The organism is Mycobacterium sp. SMC-13, assembly GCF_045311035.1.
GTDB lineage: Bacteria > Actinomycetota > Actinomycetes > Mycobacteriales > Mycobacteriaceae > Mycobacterium.
The window spans coordinates 56,270-70,431 of sequence record NZ_JBJIAI010000015.1 but is presented as its reverse complement, the minus strand read 5'-3'; the positions used below and the strand labels follow the sequence as shown (position 1 = coordinate 70,431).

Here is a 14,162-nt window from a genome sequence, read left to right as displayed (position 1 = left end):
GTCGCTCAGAAGTCGTCGAACTCGCTGTCGAGGCTCTGGATTCGGCCGGCGACTCCCGACAGGTCGGTGTGGGAGCGCTGGATGATGTCGGCGACGTCGCCGCTGGCCTTGCCGATCGCCGACCACAGCGCGTGGTCGGCGGCAGCGGTCGGCGTCTTCTTCGATTCGTCGGCGAGGTCGGTCACCCACCGCTTGAGCGCGTCGAGTTCGCGCCGTCCGCCGTTGACCACGTCCGCGGACCGCTCGAGTTCGTCGCCCACGCGCTTGTCGAGGTCGGCCAGCCGGCCGAGGGCCTGGGCGTGCTTGGCATTGGCGTCGGCGTAGCGGTCGGCCGCCCCGCCGGTCCAGTGCGGACCGGGACCCGCGGCCTGCACCTGCTCCTGGAGCGCGCGCAGCTGCTCGCTCTTGTCGAACTCGGAGCGGTCGTGCGGTACGCCCTCGCCGAAGGTGGCGCGGGCCCGCTCCCACATCAGTAGGAAGGCATCCAGCGGCTCCACCGGTGCGGACCTCCTCGCGTGCGTCGGGCCTGCCCAGTTTAGGACGAGCCGACCAGCTACTAGGGTGTGGCTGTGCGCGTCCTCGTGATCGGCTCCGGTGCCCGTGAACATGCCCTGCTGCTGGCCCTGAGCCGCGACCCCCAGGTGGACTACCTGGCCGTCGCCCCCGGCAATGCCGGTACCTCCGCCGTCGCCGAGCAGCACGACGTCGACATCACCGCCGCCGACGAGGTGCTGGCGCTCGCCAAGAAGCTCGCCGCCGACCTGGTCGTGATCGGCCCCGAGGTGCCGCTGGTGCTGGGCGTGGCCGACGCGCTGCGCGCGGCCGGCGTCGCAACCTTCGGGCCGTCCAAGGACGCCGCCCGCATCGAAGGCTCCAAGGCGTTCGCCAAGGACGTCATGGCCGCGGCCGGTGTCCGCACCGCGACCAGCGAGATCGTCGACAACCCCGCCCACCTCGACGCCGCACTGGACCGCTTCGGTCCGCCCGCCGGCCAGCAGGCCTGGGTCGTCAAGGACGACGGTCTGGCCGCCGGCAAGGGTGTCGTCGTCTCCGCGGACCGGGAAGCCGCCCGCGCCCACGCCGCCGAGCTGCTCGAATCCGGCCACCCGGTGCTGCTCGAGTCGTTCCTCGACGGGCCCGAGGTGTCGCTGTTCTGCGTCGTCGACGGCGAGACCGTGGTGCCGCTGCTGCCCGCGCAGGACTTCAAGCGCGTCGGCGACAACGACAGCGGACCCAACACCGGCGGCATGGGCGCCTACACGCCGCTGCCGTGGCTGCCCGCCGCGGTCGTCGACCAGATCGTCGACGAGGTCGTCAAACCCGTTGCCGCGGAACTGGTCCGGCGCGACAGCTCCTTCTCGGGCCTGCTGTACGCCGGCCTGGCCATCACGTCGAACGGCCCGGCCGTCGTCGAATTCAACTGCCGCTTCGGAGATCCCGAGACCCAGGCGGTGCTGGCACTGCTGGAGACGCCGCTCGGCACGCTGCTGAACGCCGCCGCCACCGGGACCCTGGACTCAGTCGGTGCGCTGCAGTGGCAGGACGGGTCGGCCGTCACTGTCGTCGTAGCTGCCGAGAACTACCCGGGCCGCCCCCGCGTCGGGGACGTGATCACCGGATCGGAGACGGCCGGCGTGCTGCACGCCGGCACCAGTCGCCGCGATGACGGCAGCGTCGTCTCCTCCGGCGGCCGGGTGCTGTCGGTGGTCGGCACCGGCGCGGATCTGGCGGCCGCGCGGGCGGAGGCCTACCGCATCATCGAGTCGATTCGCCTGCCGGGCAGCCACTTCCGGACCGACATCGGCCTCGCCGCCGCCGAAGGCCGCATCTCGCTCTAACCGGGATTTGTGCACGATTTTCCGCGGTGACCGCGGATTTTCGTGCACAAATCACTGGACGAGGAGCGGGGCGAGCCAGGAGATCTCGGCCGGCAGCTGTGCGCTCCAGAACGACGCGTCGTGCCCGCCGGGGGAGAAGCCGCCCGCGGCGCCGTTGGGCAACTGCGCGATGAACTGCTTGGTCGCCGAGTAGAACGGATCGCTGTCACCGCAGTCGATTCGGATGGGGATACCGGCCAGCCCGGGCAGCCCCCACACCGAGTTGGCGGCGTAGTCGGCAGCGCCGTCGAAGGCGCCCGGGGCCGTCGCTCCCGATGACGTCCAGAGCGCCGGGCTGACGGCGCAGATCGCCGCGGTGCGGGCCGCGCCCAGCCGGGCGCCCAGTAGCAGCGCACCGTAGCCGCCCATCGACCAGCCCAGGAAGCCCACCCGCGAGGTGTCGAGGCCCTGCGCGGCCAGCATCGGGATCAGTTCGTCGAGCACCATGGCGCCCGCGTCCTCGCCCGAAGCCCGCTTGTGCCAGTAGCCGCCACCGCCGTCGACGGCCACCACCGCGAACGGCGGCAGCCCCGCCGCCACCGCCTGCGCCAGCCCCTGTTCGACGCCGCCGGCCATCACCGTCGCGGCGTCGCTGCCTTTGCCGTGCAGCGCGATCACGGGCCGCAGCGGGGCCGTCTGGCCCGGCGGGCGGGCGATGGCCCAGTTGGTGGAGATGCCGCCGCGGGCCTGCGAGACGAAGGAACCCGTCACGTAGGTCGGTGCCGGATCCGCGACGGCCGGGGGTGGCGCCAGCGGCACCCCGACGCTCGTCATGGTCACCGGGGTCGCGGTGACGGTCGGGCGGCCCGACGTCGACCCCAACGCGAATGCGCCAGCGGCCCCTGCGGCGGCGCCGGCTCCGAGACGGAGGACGGCGCGTCGGCTCAGCTCTGCCATGGCCGCCATCATGCCATCGGCCGCAGCCCGGCATTCCTGAGTAATGCCTAATGGATTACGTGAAATCGTGATCGCCGCGTGACCATTCCTGGCAGCATTTACAGGGTGATGACAGCAGTCACCCCAAAGGGGGAACGGCGACGGTATGCGCTGGTCAGCGCTGCCGCCGAGCTGCTGTGTGAGGGCGGCTTCGACGCCGTCCGGCACCGCGCCGTGGCGCAGCGGGCCGGGCTGCCGCTGGCCTCCACGACGTACTACTTCTCGTCCCTCGACGACCTGATCGAAAAGGCGGTCGAGCACGTCGGAGAATCGGAATCTCAGCAGCTGCGCATGCGCGTCTCGGCGTTGTCGCGACGCCGCCGCGGCGCGGACGCGACGGCGGATCTGCTGGTCGATCTGCTGGTCGGCGACGGCAATCGCGCGTCCGACCAGTTGATTTCCCGCTACGAGCGGTACATCGCCTGCGCCCGCCAGCCCGGGCTGCGCGACGTGCAGCGACGCATCCTCAAGCAGCGGTCCGATGCCGTCATCGAGGTGGTGGAACGGTCCGGGCGCTCGGTGCGCGCCGAACTGCTCACGGCCCTGGTCTGTGCCGTCGACGGCGCTGTGGTGGCGTCGATGGTGAGTGACGGCGACGGCCCGCGCGCGACGGCCCGGGCGACCCTCGTGGACGTCATCGACGTCTTGGCGCCCTTCGACCAAGAACGCCGGGTCGCCCTATAAGCGGGCTTAGTAGGCTGTAGTCCCGTGAGCATCCCCAACGTGCTGGCCAATCGTTACGCCAGCGACGAGATGGTGGCCATCTGGTCGCCGGAGAACAAGATCGTCGCCGAACGCCGGCTGTGGCTGGCCGTGCTGCGCGCGCAGTCCGAACTGGGCGTGGCCGTGCCGTCCGGCGTCGTTGAGGACTACGAGCGGGTGCTGGACCAGGTCGACCTGGATTCCATCGCCGCGCGCGAACGCGTCACCCGGCACGACGTCAAGGCGCGCATCGAAGAGTTCAACGCGCTGGCCGGCCACGAGCACGTCCACAAGGGCATGACGAGCCGCGACCTCACCGAGAACGTCGAGCAGCTGCAGATCCGGCAGTCGCTGGAACTGGTGTTCTCGCACGGCGTCGCGGTGGTGGCCCGGCTCGCCGAGCGCGCCGCGCTGTACCGCGACCTGGTGATGGCCGGCCGCTCGCACAACGTCGCGGCGCAGACCACCACCCTCGGCAAGCGGTTCGCCTCGGCCGCCGAGGAGACCCTGGTCGCGCTGACCCGGCTGCGGGAGCTGATCGACCGCTACCCGCTGCGCGGCATCAAGGGCCCGATGGGCACCGCGCAGGACATGCTGGATCTGTTCGGCGGTGACGCCTCGCGGTTGGCCGACCTGGAGCGCCGGGTTGCGGAATTCCTGGGATTCACCGAGGTTTTCACCTCCGTCGGGCAGGTGTACCCGCGGTCGCTGGACCACGACGTGCTGTCCGCGCTGGTGCAGCTGGGCGCCGGCCCGTCGTCGTTCGCGCACACCATCCGGCTGATGGCCGGCCACGAACTGGCCACCGAGGGCTTCGCGCCCGGGCAGGTCGGCTCCTCGGCCATGCCGCACAAGATGAACACCCGCTCGTGCGAGCGCGTCAACGGCCTGCAGGTCGTCCTTCGTGGTTACGGCTCCATGGCCGCGGAACTGGCTGGGGCGCAATGGAATGAAGGCGACGTCTTCTGCTCGGTGGTGCGCCGCGTCGCGCTGCCCGATGCGTTCTTCGCCATCGACGGACAGACCGAGACGTTCCTGACGGTGCTCGACGAGTTCGGCGCCTACCCGGCCGTGATCCAGCGCGAGCTGGACCGCTACCTGCCGTTCCTGGCGACGACCCGCATCCTGATGGCGGCGGTGCGCGCCGGTGTCGGCCGCGAGACCGCGCACGAGGTCATCAAGGAGCACGCCGTCGCCGTCGCGCTCGCGATGCGCGAAAAGGGTTTGGAGCCAGACCTTCTGGACCGGCTGGCAGCCGACTCGCGCCTCCCGCTGGACCGCGTCGAGCTCGACGCGGCGCTGGCCGACAAGCAGGCGTTCAGCGGCGCCGCCGGTGACCAGGTCGACGCCGTCGTCGCGGCGGTGGACCGTCTGGTCGCGCAGTACCCGGAAGCGGCCAAGTACACCTCGGGCGCCATCCTGTGACCTTGGCGGGAAGCTTGGCCGGGGTTGACCTGACCGACCTCGACAACTTCGCGTCGGGCTTCCCGCACGAGTTGTTCGCACGGCACCGCGCGGAAGCTCCGGTGTACTGGCACGAGCCGACCGAGAACACCCCGGACGGCGAAGGCTTCTGGTCGGTCGCCACACATGCGGAAACCCTTGCGGTGCTGCGGGATCCGGTCACATACTCGTCGGTGACGGGCGGTGCACGCCCGTTCGGCGGGACGCTGATCCAGGACCTGTCGATCGCCGGCCAGGTGCTGAACATGATGGACGACCCGCGGCACGCGGAGATTCGGCGGCTGGTGTCGTCGGGGCTGACGCCGCGGATGATCGCGCGGGTCGAGGACGACCTTCGCGTGCGCAGCCAGGCCCTGCTGGACGCGGTGTCGCCGGGGGTGCCGTTCGACTTCCTGGTCGACATCGCCGCCGAGCTGCCCATGCAGATGATCTGCATCCTGATGGGCATCCCTGAGTCGCAACGACATTGGCTGTTCGAGGCCATCGAGCCGAGCTTCGATTTCGGCGGCTCGCGCAAGGCCGCCATCACCCGGTTGTCCGTGGAGGAAGCCGGCTCCCGGATGTACAACTTCGGCATGGAGCTGATCGCTGCCAAGCGAGCCGAGCCGACCGACGACATGCTGTCGGTGGTGGCCAACGCCGAGGGGGTATCCGATCTCGAGGTGTACCTGTTCTTCAACCTACTGTTCAGTGCGGGCGCCGAGACCACCCGGAACTCGGTGGCCGGCGGGCTTTTGGCCCTGTGCGAGAACCCATCTCAGCTGGCGCTGCTACGCGCCGACCTGTCGCTGCTGCCGTCGGCGATCGAGGAGATGGTGCGCTGGACGTCACCGTCGCCGTCCAAGCGGCGCACCGCCACGTGTGCCGTGTCGCTCGGCGGCTGCGATATCGAGGCGGGACAGAAGGTGGTCGTGTGGGAAGGTTCGGCCAACCGTGACGAGCTGGTGTTCGCCGACCCCATGACGTTCGACGTGACCCGGAAGCCCAACCCACACTTGGGATTCGGGCAGGGACTGCACTACTGCCTGGGAGCCAACCTGGCGCGGCTGGAGCTGCGGGTGCTGTTCGAGGAGCTGCTCACCCGGTTCCCCGACATCCGGGTCGTCGAGCCGCCGGAATGGACCCGCAGCAACCGGCACACCGGACTCCGGCACCTCTGGATTTCCCTGTCGTGATTTGTGCACGATTTTCCGCGGGTGGCGCGGAAAATCGTGCACAAATCACGAAGGTTTCTAGGCCGCGCGCTTGTGATAGCTGGCCAGGGTGACGTCGAGCAGACCTTCGGTGAAGTAGCGTTCACACCCGCGCAGATACTTCATGAAGCGCTGGTAGACCTCCTCGGATTGGATTTCCACCGCCTTCTCGTGGTTGGCCTCGAGTGCGTCACCCCACGTCTTGAGCGTCCGGATGTAGTGCGGCCGTAGGGATATGGCTTCGGGGACGACGAAACCGGCCCGTTCGCCGTGTTCGACCATCATGTCTGTCGTCGGTATCCGGCCGCCCGGGAAGATCTCGGTGACGATGAACTTGATGAACCGTGCGGTCTCGAAAGTCACCTTCTTCCCGTCCGCATTCAGCTGGTACGGATGGAAGCCGACGCTGCTCTGAATCGTCATCCGGCCGTCGGCGGGCAGAATCTCGAAGCAGTTCTTGAAGAAATCCGGATAGCGTTCGAAACCGAAATGCTCGAAGGCCTCGATGGACACGATCCGGTCGACGGGTTCGTCGAACTCCTCCCAGCCGTGTAGCAGCACCCGGCGGGTCCGGTCGCTGTCGATGCCGTCCAGCAGTTGCTGCGTGAAGGCCTGTTGATTCTTCGACAGGGTCAATCCGATGACGTTGACGTCGTACTTCTCGACTGCGCGTTTGACGGTGGCACCCCAGCCACACCCGATGTCCAACAACGTCATTCCGGGTTCGAGATCGAGTTTGTCGAGGTTGAGATCGATCTTGGCGAGCTGCGCTTCCTCGAGGGTGAGCGTCGGCGGTTCGAAATAGGCGCAGCTGTAGGTACGGGAGGGGTCTTGGAACAGCGCAAAGAAATCGTCTGACAGGTCGTAGTGGGCTTGCACTTCTTCGAAATGCGGTCGCAGGTCGTCATGGGAACCAGATGGCATGAACCGGGCCTACTTCTCCAGTGTGAACTGGTTGATGTCGACCTGGCGGCGACGGAACATGTCCGCGCAACCCGTCAGGTATTTCATGTACCGGTCGTAGACCTCCACCGACTGGATTGCGATGGCCTCATCGCGATGTGCCTCCAGCGCCTCGGCCCACAGATCCAGGGTCCGCGCGTAGTGCGGCTGCAGCGATTGCACCCGAGTCACCCGGAATCCGGCCGCACCGGCCTGGTCACAGACCATCTGGATGGACGGCAGCCGGCCGCCCGGGAAGATCTCGGTGAGGATGAACTTGATGAACCTCGCCAGCTCGAAAGTCAGTGGTACACCGAGTTCGGCGGCCTGCGCCGGCTTGATGCCGCAGATGGTGTGCAGCAGCATGACGCCGTCGGGCGGGAGCGCGTCGTAGGCCATCCGGAAGAACGCCGGATAGCGGTCGTGGCCGAAATGCTCGAAGGCGCCGATCGACACGATGCGGTCCACCGGTTCGTCGTACTCCTCCCAGCCCTCCAGCAGAACCTTCCGCGAGCGCGTGGTGTCCAGGCCGTCGAACAGTCGATTGACATGTGCGGCTTGGTTTTTCGACAACGTCAGCCCGACGACGTCGACGTCGTATTTCTCGATTGCGCGTCGCATCGTCGCGCCCCAGCCGCAGCCGATGTCGAGCAGCGTCATTCCCGGTTCGAGGCCCAGCTTGCCCAACGCGAGGTCGATCTTCGCCAACTGGGCCTGTTCGAGCGTCATGTCGTCGCGTTCGAAATAGGCACAACTGTAGGTCTGGCTCGGATCCAGAAACAGTCTGAAGAAATCATCTGACAGGTCGTAATGCGCCTGGACGTCCGCAAAATGCGGTTTGAGTTTTTCTGCCATGGCTTCCTCTCCAGGCCGACGGCCTGAGAATGCTGATCGCGCGCACGCCTGCTCAGCCGGCGACTCCGACGGCTCGTAGGGAAGTGCTGTGCCCTGTACACGTTTGTGGTGCCCGCACGGTTCACGAGCACGACAACTGGTATTCGTTGCCAGGTTTCAGTTGGATGGGTGAGGCGCCGAAATTGATGATTTGCCCGGTTGCTGGAGCGAGATCGGCGCAGCGATCGGCAGCGCAGGAATTCGCGGTCTGGCGGCGCCCGCGCTGCTGGAGCGATCAGCCAGAGAAGCCCTGAAAGATAGTGCCGACGGCTTACCAGTGAAGCAACGACTCAGCGGCAATGCAAGAGCAAACGCCCACGATCGGTCGGTGTCATCCGTTAGGACGACGTGGGCCGGGCCGGCCGGAGACCGGCCGACCGCAGTTCCAGCGCCGCCAGCTTCCGGATCGCGACGGTGTCGTGGGTGCGCCACGCGGTCACCGGATCGTCGGAAACCTCGGTCAGCTTTGCCAGCGGCCGGTTGGCCAGCGCCCGCAACGCCAGCAGCTGTTCGCCGGCGTCGGTCGACGCCAGCGTCACGGCCGTCCACTTCCGGCGGAAGAACCTGATCCGCAGCACCAGCCACGGCATCGCGACGGCGAGGATCGGCGGCAGCGCCACCGCCAGTGCGAGCACCCAGGCCAGCCAGCTGGCGGTGCTGTTCAGGCTGTCGCCCGCGCCCGCGATGTCGACCGCGGCGTGGCCGGCTGACCGCAACGGGGCCCCGAACGCCTTCCCGATCAGGGGAATGCCGTCGGCATTGTGGCCGGCCGAGGCCAGGCTGTCCGCAACACCGTCGGCGCCGTCGTGCACCTGACGCCCGACGTCGGCGATGGTGGCGATCGCGCTGTGCACCGCGACGCCGACGGAGATCCAGATGACGAACCACACCAGCGCGACGACGTCGCTGGTCAGCTGGGCGAGCAACCGGCCCGGCGTCCGGGCGTAGGGCACATAGCGCGAACTCATGCCAACCATCCCAACAGATAGGGTGGTCCGATGCGCCCAGCTTTGTCCGACTACCGGCATCTGACCAGCGGCAAGGTTCGCGACCTGTACCGCATCGACGACGACCACCTGCTGTTCGTCGCATCGGACCGGATCTCGGCTTTCGACTACGTCCTCGACAGCGAGATCCCGGACAAGGGCCGCGTGCTCACCGCCATGAGCGTCTTCTTCTTCGACTATCTGGCCGAGCAGCTGGGCACCGCCAACCACCTCGCCGGCCCGGCCGACGACGAGCGCATCCCCGCCGAGGTGCTGGGCCGTGCCCTGGTGGTGCGCAGCCTGGAAATGATGCCGGTCGAGTGCGTGGCGCGCGGCTACCTGACCGGTTCGGGGCTCATCGACTACCGCAAGACGGGCCAGGTGTGCGGCATTGCGCTGCCCGACGGGCTGACCGAGGCCAGCAGGTTCGGTGAGCCGCTGTTCACGCCGGCGACCAAGGCCGAGATCGGTGCGCACGACGAGAACATCGCGTTCGACGCCGTCGTGAAGCTGGTGGGCGCCGAGCGGGCCGAGCAGCTGCGCGACGCGACACTGAAGGTCTACAGCGCCGCCGCCGCGCACGCGCTGACCAAGGGAATCATCCTGGCGGACACCAAGTTCGAGTTCGGAGTCGATGCCGACGGCGGGCTGGTCCTCGCCGACGAGGTGCTGACGCCGGACTCGTCGCGATACTGGCCGGTCGACGGTTACACCGAAGGTGTGGTGCAGCCCAGCTTCGACAAGCAGTTCGTCCGCAACTGGCTGACCGGTCCGGACTCCGGCTGGGATCGCGCCGGCGACACCCCGCCGCCGGCGTTGCCCGACGACATCGTCGAGGCCACCCGGGCGCGGTACATCGAAGCGTACGAACGGATTTCGGGTCGCCGCTTTGCCGATTGGATCGGCGCGTGAGCACCCCGCCGATCGCCAAGAAGGTCGATCACCGCCGCGAACACCACGGCGACGTGTTCATCGACCCGTACGAGTGGCTGCGCGACAAGAACGACCCCGAGGTGCTCGCGCTCCTGAACGCGGAGAACGCCTACACCGAGGAAGTCACCGCACCACTGGAACCGCTGCGGCAGAAGATCTTCGACGAGATCAAGGCCCGTACCAAAGAGACCGACCTGTCGGTGCCGACCCGACGCGGCGACTGGTGGTATTACGCCCGCAGCTTCGAGGGCAAGCAGTACAGCGTGCATTGCCGGTGCCCCATCAGCGATCCCGACGACTGGACCCCGCCGCAGCTCGATGAGCACACCGAGGTCCCCGGCGAGCAGGTGCTGCTGGACGAGAACGTCGAGGCCGAGGGCCACGACTTCTTCTCGCTCGGCGCGGCCACCGTCAGCGTCGACGCCAACATCCTCGCCTACTCCGTCGACACCGTGGGCGACGAGCGATACACGTTGAAGTTCAAGGACTTACGCACCGGTGAGCTGTACGACGACCGGATCACCGGCATCGGCGCCGGCGGCACCTGGGCGGCCGACAACCGGACGCTCTACTACGTCACGGTCGACGACGCCTGGCGGCCGGACACCGTCTGGCGTCACCGACTGGGCTCCGGGCTGCCCGGTGAGAAGGTGCACCACGAGTCCGACGAGCGGTTCTGGGTGGGCGTGGGCCGCACCCGCAGTGACAAGTACATCTTCATCGCCGCGGGCAGTGCCGTCACCTCCGAGGTGCGTTACGCCGACGCGGGCGACGCCAAGGCCGAATTCAAAGTGGTGTTGCCGCGCAAGGACTCCGTCGAATATTCGGTCGAGCACGCGGTGGTCGGCGGCGAGGATCGGTTCCTGATCCTGCATAACGACGGCGCCGAGAACTTCACGCTGGTCGATGTGCCGGTGTCCGATGCTCCGCTGACGAGCCTCGACGGCGCCCGCACGCTCATCGAGCACCGCGACGACGTCCGCCTCGATGGCGTCGATGCGTTCGCCGACCAGTTGGTGGTGAGCTATCGGCGGGAGGCGTTGCCGCGAATCCAGCTGTGGCCCTTCGATTCCGACGGCAACTACGGCGAGACCCAGGAGATCGCGTTCGAGTCGGAGTTGATGTCGGTCGGCCTGTCGGGCAACCCGAACTGGTCGTCGCCGCGGCTGCGGGTGGGGGCGACGTCGTTCGTCATCCCGGTGCGGATCTATGACCTGGACCTGGCCACCGGTGAACGAATCCTGTTGCGCGAGCAGCCGGTTCTTGGTGACTACCGGCCCGAGGACTACCTCGAGCGCCGGGACTGGGCGGTGGCCGCCGACGGTACGAAGGTGCCGTTGTCGATCATCCAGCGGGTGGGCGCGCCGACCCCGGCGCCCGCGCTGCTGTACGGCTACGGCGCCTACGAGTCCTGCGAGGACCCCCGTTTCTCGATCGCCCGGCTGTCGCTGCTGGACCGCGGCGTGGTGTTCGTCGTCGCGCACGTGCGTGGCGGCGGTGAGCTGGGGCGTGGCTGGTACGAGCACGGCAAGCTGCTGGAGAAGAAGAACACCTTCACCGACTTCATCAGCGCCGCAGAGCATCTGATCGCCACGGGCGTCACCAGGCCGGAGAATCTCGTGGCGCTCGGTGGCAGTGCCGGTGGCCTGCTGATGGGTGCCGTCGCCAACATGGCGCCGCACCTGTTCGCCGGCATCCTCGCCCAGGTGCCCTTCGTCGACGCGCTGACCACCATCCTCGACCCGTCGCTGCCGCTCACCGTCACCGAGTGGGACGAGTGGGGTAACCCGTTGGCGGACAAGGCCGTCTACGACTACATGAAGTCCTACACGCCGTACGAGAACGTGACGGCTCAGGACTACCCGGCGATTCTGGCGATGACGTCGCTCAACGACACCCGCGTGTACTACGTCGAGCCCGCGAAATGGGTTGCCGCGCTGCGCAGTACCAAGACCGACGACCATCCCGTCTTGCTCAAGACCGAGATGGCGGCCGGGCACGGCGGCACCAGTGGGCGCTACGAACGCTGGAAGGAAGCCGCGTTCCAGTACGCCTGGGTGCTAGCCACCGCGGACCGCGACAAATATGGCAGCGGCCAGGTAGATGACCTCCTGGACGGAGCGCACGCCTAGGTTCGACGCCATGGAGGGCGGGGTGTCGGGCATCTGCGCGGCGTAGATGTTGGCGGGGAACATGGCCAGCATCAGCAGGAACAGGCAGATGGCGGCCGCGACACGCGTGGGCGGGAACAGGAGCCCGACGGCGCCGAGCAGCTCCAGCACGCCGGTGATGGCCACCAGTCGTTCCGGCGACGGCAGCCGCGGCGGGACGATCGCGATCATGTCGCGCCGCATGCCCGGGGTGAAATGTGCGACGCCGGTCATGAAGAACATCAGGGCCAAGCCGACCGCGATGGCGCTCGGCCAGCTGTCGACGTAGCCGACCCCGAGCCAGCCGGCGACGCGTGCGGCCAGGCTGCCCAGCACGAGAGCGAGAAGAACGGCCATGGGCTGCGCCTCCGTAATCTAGTCGACGTCTAGATTGAAGGATATCCTGGAACTTGACACTGTCAAGATAGGATGCGGACATGGCCAGGCAGAGCTACCACCACGGCGATCTGAAGGCCGTCATCCTGGAGCAGGCGGCCGCGCTCGTCGCCGAACGTGGCGCCGACAGCATCTCGCTGCGCGAGTTGGCCCGCGCGGCCGGAGTATCGCACGCGGCGCCGGCGCACCACTTCACCGATCGGCGGGGGTTGTTCACCGCGCTGGCGACCGAGGGCTTCACGCAGCTGGCGGCTGCCCTCGCTGAGGCGGAGCCGGAATTCGCCTATGCGGCACGGGCTTACGTGCAGTTCGCCCTCGACCACCCCGGCCACTACGCCGTCATGTTCGACAAGATGCTCTACGACGCATCCGACCCGGACCTGCGAGCCGCCGAAGCCGAGGCGGCCGCCGAACTCACCGGCGGCGTGGCGACCCTGGTTGATCCCAATGCCCAGAACGACCCCGAGGGCTCGGCCCTGGCCGCGTGGTCTCTGGTCCACGGTTTCGCGCTGCTGACCCTCAACGGCGCGGTCACCGACCCCGATCCCGTCGACACCGCCGAACGCCTCGCCCGCATCCTCTTCTCCGGCTAGCTCTCCGGCTAGCCCCATCTCCCGCCCCCACCTCGCGCCTCCCACCCCCACTTCCCGCTGCCCCCACTTCCCGCGAGCGGCCGTGTTTGTACGGCAACACGCCGCTATTTGCGTGCAGAAGGGTCGCGCTCACAACTGCTGAGCGGCCGTGTCTGTACGGCAACACGCCGCAATCTGTGTGCAGGAAGGTGCCGCTCGTGGCTGCTGAGTGGCCGCGTTTTGTACACGTAGGTCGGCGTGTCGCCGGACAAACACGGCCGCTCGCGCTGAAAGGCGGCAGGGGGAGCAGGCGAGAAAAAGGGGCAGTGTTCAGGCGGCACCAATGTCACGGCAACCGACGGGACACCTGACGTTGTCACACTGCTTACATGGCTGGCCAATTGATCGTCTCGATCTCGGGGATCCGGGACCGCACGCTGGGTGACGTCGCCGACTTCTGCACCGAGCTCGACGCCCGGCAGATTCCGGCGTCGCTGCTGGTCGCCCCGCGGCTCAAAGGCGGCTACCGGCTGGAGCGTGACATCCCCACGGTCGAGTGGTTGACCAAACGCCGCGCGGCGGGGGCCGCTGTTGTCCTGCACGGGTTCGACGAAGCGGCCAGCAAGAAGCGTCGCGGCGAATTCGCCGCCCTGCCCGCACACGAGGCCAACCTGCGCCTGATGGGCGCCGACCGGGTGCTCGAACACCTCGGCCTGCGCACCCGCTTGTTCGCCGCGCCCGGTTGGACGGCGTCACAGGGCACCGTGACCGCGTTGCCGCGCAACGGCTTCCGGCTCCTGGCCGGCGATGCGGGCATCACCGACCTGGTGCGGTCCACCACCTTGCGGTCGCGGGTCTTCGGTATCGGCGAGGGGTTTCTCACCGAACCCTGGTGGTGTCGCACCCTGGTGCTGGCCGCCGAGCGCACGGCCCGGCGCGGGGGCACCGTCCGGCTCGCAGTGGCCGCCGGTCAGCTGCGGCGGACCGGGCCGCGCCAGGCCATGCTCGACGCCATCGACCTCTCACTCATGCACGGCTGCGCACCCGCGGCCTACGAGTGGACGCCCGACCCGGCACTAACTGACGCGGCCTGACGCCCGGGACGCTAGCGTGGCCC

The 14,162-nt window shown here is 68.1% G+C and carries 14 protein-coding genes; 8 read left to right on the top strand and 6 right to left on the bottom strand.

The window, feature by feature from the left end:
- Positions 1 to 5: 5 nt before the first annotated feature.
- Positions 6 to 497 carry an EspA/EspE family type VII secretion system effector gene (locus tag ACJH6I_RS21085; protein ID WP_406784455.1) on the bottom strand — a complete coding sequence of 164 codons (492 nt, stop codon included), beginning with the start codon at positions 495 to 497 and terminating at the stop codon, positions 6 to 8.
- A 72-nt stretch (positions 498 to 569) separates the two neighbouring features.
- Here ACJH6I_RS21085 and purD point away from each other — a divergent pair, with 72 nt between their 5' ends.
- Complete coding sequence (gene purD / locus ACJH6I_RS21080) at positions 570 to 1,838, top strand: phosphoribosylamine--glycine ligase (RefSeq protein WP_406784454.1); 1,269 nt, start codon at positions 570 to 572, stop codon at positions 1,836 to 1,838.
- Between the two features lie 51 nt (positions 1,839 to 1,889).
- Here the strand turns inward: purD and ACJH6I_RS21075 are convergent, their stop codons facing one another.
- Positions 1,890 to 2,786 (bottom strand): alpha/beta hydrolase, encoded by an 897-nt coding sequence (locus ACJH6I_RS21075; protein WP_406784453.1) that lies wholly within the window; start codon positions 2,784 to 2,786, stop codon positions 1,890 to 1,892.
- 96 nt (positions 2,787 to 2,882) lie between these two features.
- Between ACJH6I_RS21075 and ACJH6I_RS21070 the strand changes: the two genes are divergently transcribed.
- From ACJH6I_RS21070 to ACJH6I_RS21060, 3 genes are read left to right on the top strand one after another with little or no spacing between them, the layout of a single operon-like run.
- On the top strand, positions 2,883 to 3,497 hold the full coding sequence (locus ACJH6I_RS21070) for a TetR/AcrR family transcriptional regulator (protein ID WP_166428169.1): 615 nt from the start codon (positions 2,883 to 2,885) through the stop codon (positions 3,495 to 3,497).
- Between the two features lie 24 nt (positions 3,498 to 3,521).
- Complete coding sequence (gene purB / locus ACJH6I_RS21065) at positions 3,522 to 4,940, top strand: adenylosuccinate lyase (RefSeq protein WP_406775112.1); 1,419 nt, start codon at positions 3,522 to 3,524, stop codon at positions 4,938 to 4,940.
- On the top strand, positions 4,937 to 6,154 hold the full coding sequence (locus ACJH6I_RS21060) for a cytochrome P450 (RefSeq protein WP_406784452.1): 1,218 nt from the start codon (positions 4,937 to 4,939) through the stop codon (positions 6,152 to 6,154). The genes purB and ACJH6I_RS21060 overlap by 4 nt, the downstream gene beginning before the upstream one ends.
- Before the next feature lie 57 nt (positions 6,155 to 6,211).
- Here ACJH6I_RS21060 and ACJH6I_RS21055 read toward each other — a convergent pair whose 3' ends face one another.
- The 3 genes from ACJH6I_RS21055 to ACJH6I_RS21045 all read right to left on the bottom strand — a co-directional run bounded on the left by ACJH6I_RS21055 (position 6,212) and on the right by ACJH6I_RS21045 (position 8,976).
- Entirely contained in the window at positions 6,212 to 7,096 is an 885-nt protein-coding gene (locus tag ACJH6I_RS21055; RefSeq protein WP_406784451.1) for a cyclopropane mycolic acid synthase family methyltransferase, read from the bottom strand.
- A gap of 9 nt (positions 7,097 to 7,105) precedes the next feature.
- Positions 7,106 to 7,969: a cyclopropane mycolic acid synthase family methyltransferase gene (locus tag ACJH6I_RS21050; RefSeq protein WP_406784450.1), complete on the bottom strand. Its 864-nt coding sequence runs from the start codon at positions 7,967 to 7,969 to the stop codon at positions 7,106 to 7,108.
- A 377-nt stretch (positions 7,970 to 8,346) separates the two neighbouring features.
- Positions 8,347 to 8,976: a hypothetical protein gene (locus tag ACJH6I_RS21045; protein WP_406784449.1), complete on the bottom strand. Its 630-nt coding sequence runs from the start codon at positions 8,974 to 8,976 to the stop codon at positions 8,347 to 8,349.
- Between the two features lie 30 nt (positions 8,977 to 9,006).
- On the opposite strand from ACJH6I_RS21045, the gene ACJH6I_RS21040 reads away from it, so the two are divergent.
- Positions 9,007 to 9,906, top strand: coding sequence for a phosphoribosylaminoimidazolesuccinocarboxamide synthase (locus ACJH6I_RS21040; protein ID WP_267324618.1), 900 nt, complete (start codon positions 9,007 to 9,009; stop codon positions 9,904 to 9,906).
- A complete protein-coding gene (locus ACJH6I_RS21035; protein WP_406784448.1) occupies positions 9,903 to 12,059 on the top strand; it encodes a S9 family peptidase in 2,157 nt (718 codons plus the stop codon). Before ACJH6I_RS21040 ends, ACJH6I_RS21035 begins: the two co-directional genes overlap by 4 nt.
- Here ACJH6I_RS21035 and ACJH6I_RS21030 read toward each other — a convergent pair.
- Positions 11,988 to 12,434, bottom strand: coding sequence for a DoxX family protein (locus ACJH6I_RS21030; RefSeq protein WP_212813490.1), 447 nt, complete (start codon positions 12,432 to 12,434; stop codon positions 11,988 to 11,990). The genes ACJH6I_RS21035 and ACJH6I_RS21030 overlap by 72 nt on opposite strands.
- A gap of 80 nt (positions 12,435 to 12,514) precedes the next feature.
- On the opposite strand from ACJH6I_RS21030, the gene ACJH6I_RS21025 reads away from it, so the two are divergent.
- Together ACJH6I_RS21025 and ACJH6I_RS21020 are read left to right on the top strand one after the other, a co-directional pair.
- The gene (locus tag ACJH6I_RS21025) at positions 12,515 to 13,066 is read left to right on the top strand and encodes a TetR/AcrR family transcriptional regulator (protein ID WP_212813488.1); all 552 of its coding nucleotides are present in this window, start codon (positions 12,515 to 12,517) and stop codon (positions 13,064 to 13,066) included.
- Between the two features lie 368 nt (positions 13,067 to 13,434).
- Entirely contained in the window at positions 13,435 to 14,139 is a 705-nt protein-coding gene (locus tag ACJH6I_RS21020) for a DUF2334 domain-containing protein (RefSeq protein ID WP_406784447.1), read from the top strand.
- Positions 14,140 to 14,162: the final 23 nt, after the last annotated feature.

Bases quoted from the DNA above. Each gene is read 5' to 3' on its own strand.
- ACJH6I_RS21075 (WP_406784453.1), bottom strand. From the start codon at position 2,786: ATGATGGCGGCCATGGCAGAGCTGAGCCGACGCGCCGTCCTCCGTCTC.
- ACJH6I_RS21070 (WP_166428169.1), top strand. From the start codon at position 2,883: ATGACAGCAGTCACCCCAAAGGGGGAACGGCGACGGTATGCGCTGGTC.
- ACJH6I_RS21055 (WP_406784451.1), bottom strand. From the start codon at position 7,096: ATGCCATCTGGTTCCCATGACGACCTGCGACCGCATTTCGAAGAAGTG.
- ACJH6I_RS21050 (WP_406784450.1), bottom strand. From the start codon at position 7,969: ATGGCAGAAAAACTCAAACCGCATTTTGCGGACGTCCAGGCGCATTAC.
- ACJH6I_RS21045 (WP_406784449.1), bottom strand. From the start codon at position 8,976: ATGAGTTCGCGCTATGTGCCCTACGCCCGGACGCCGGGCCGGTTGCTC.
- ACJH6I_RS21040 (WP_267324618.1), top strand. From the start codon at position 9,007: ATGCGCCCAGCTTTGTCCGACTACCGGCATCTGACCAGCGGCAAGGTT.
- ACJH6I_RS21030 (WP_212813490.1), bottom strand. From the start codon at position 12,434: ATGGCCGTTCTTCTCGCTCTCGTGCTGGGCAGCCTGGCCGCACGCGTC.
- ACJH6I_RS21025 (WP_212813488.1), top strand. From the start codon at position 12,515: ATGGCCAGGCAGAGCTACCACCACGGCGATCTGAAGGCCGTCATCCTG.
- ACJH6I_RS21020 (WP_406784447.1), top strand. From the start codon at position 13,435: ATGGCTGGCCAATTGATCGTCTCGATCTCGGGGATCCGGGACCGCACG.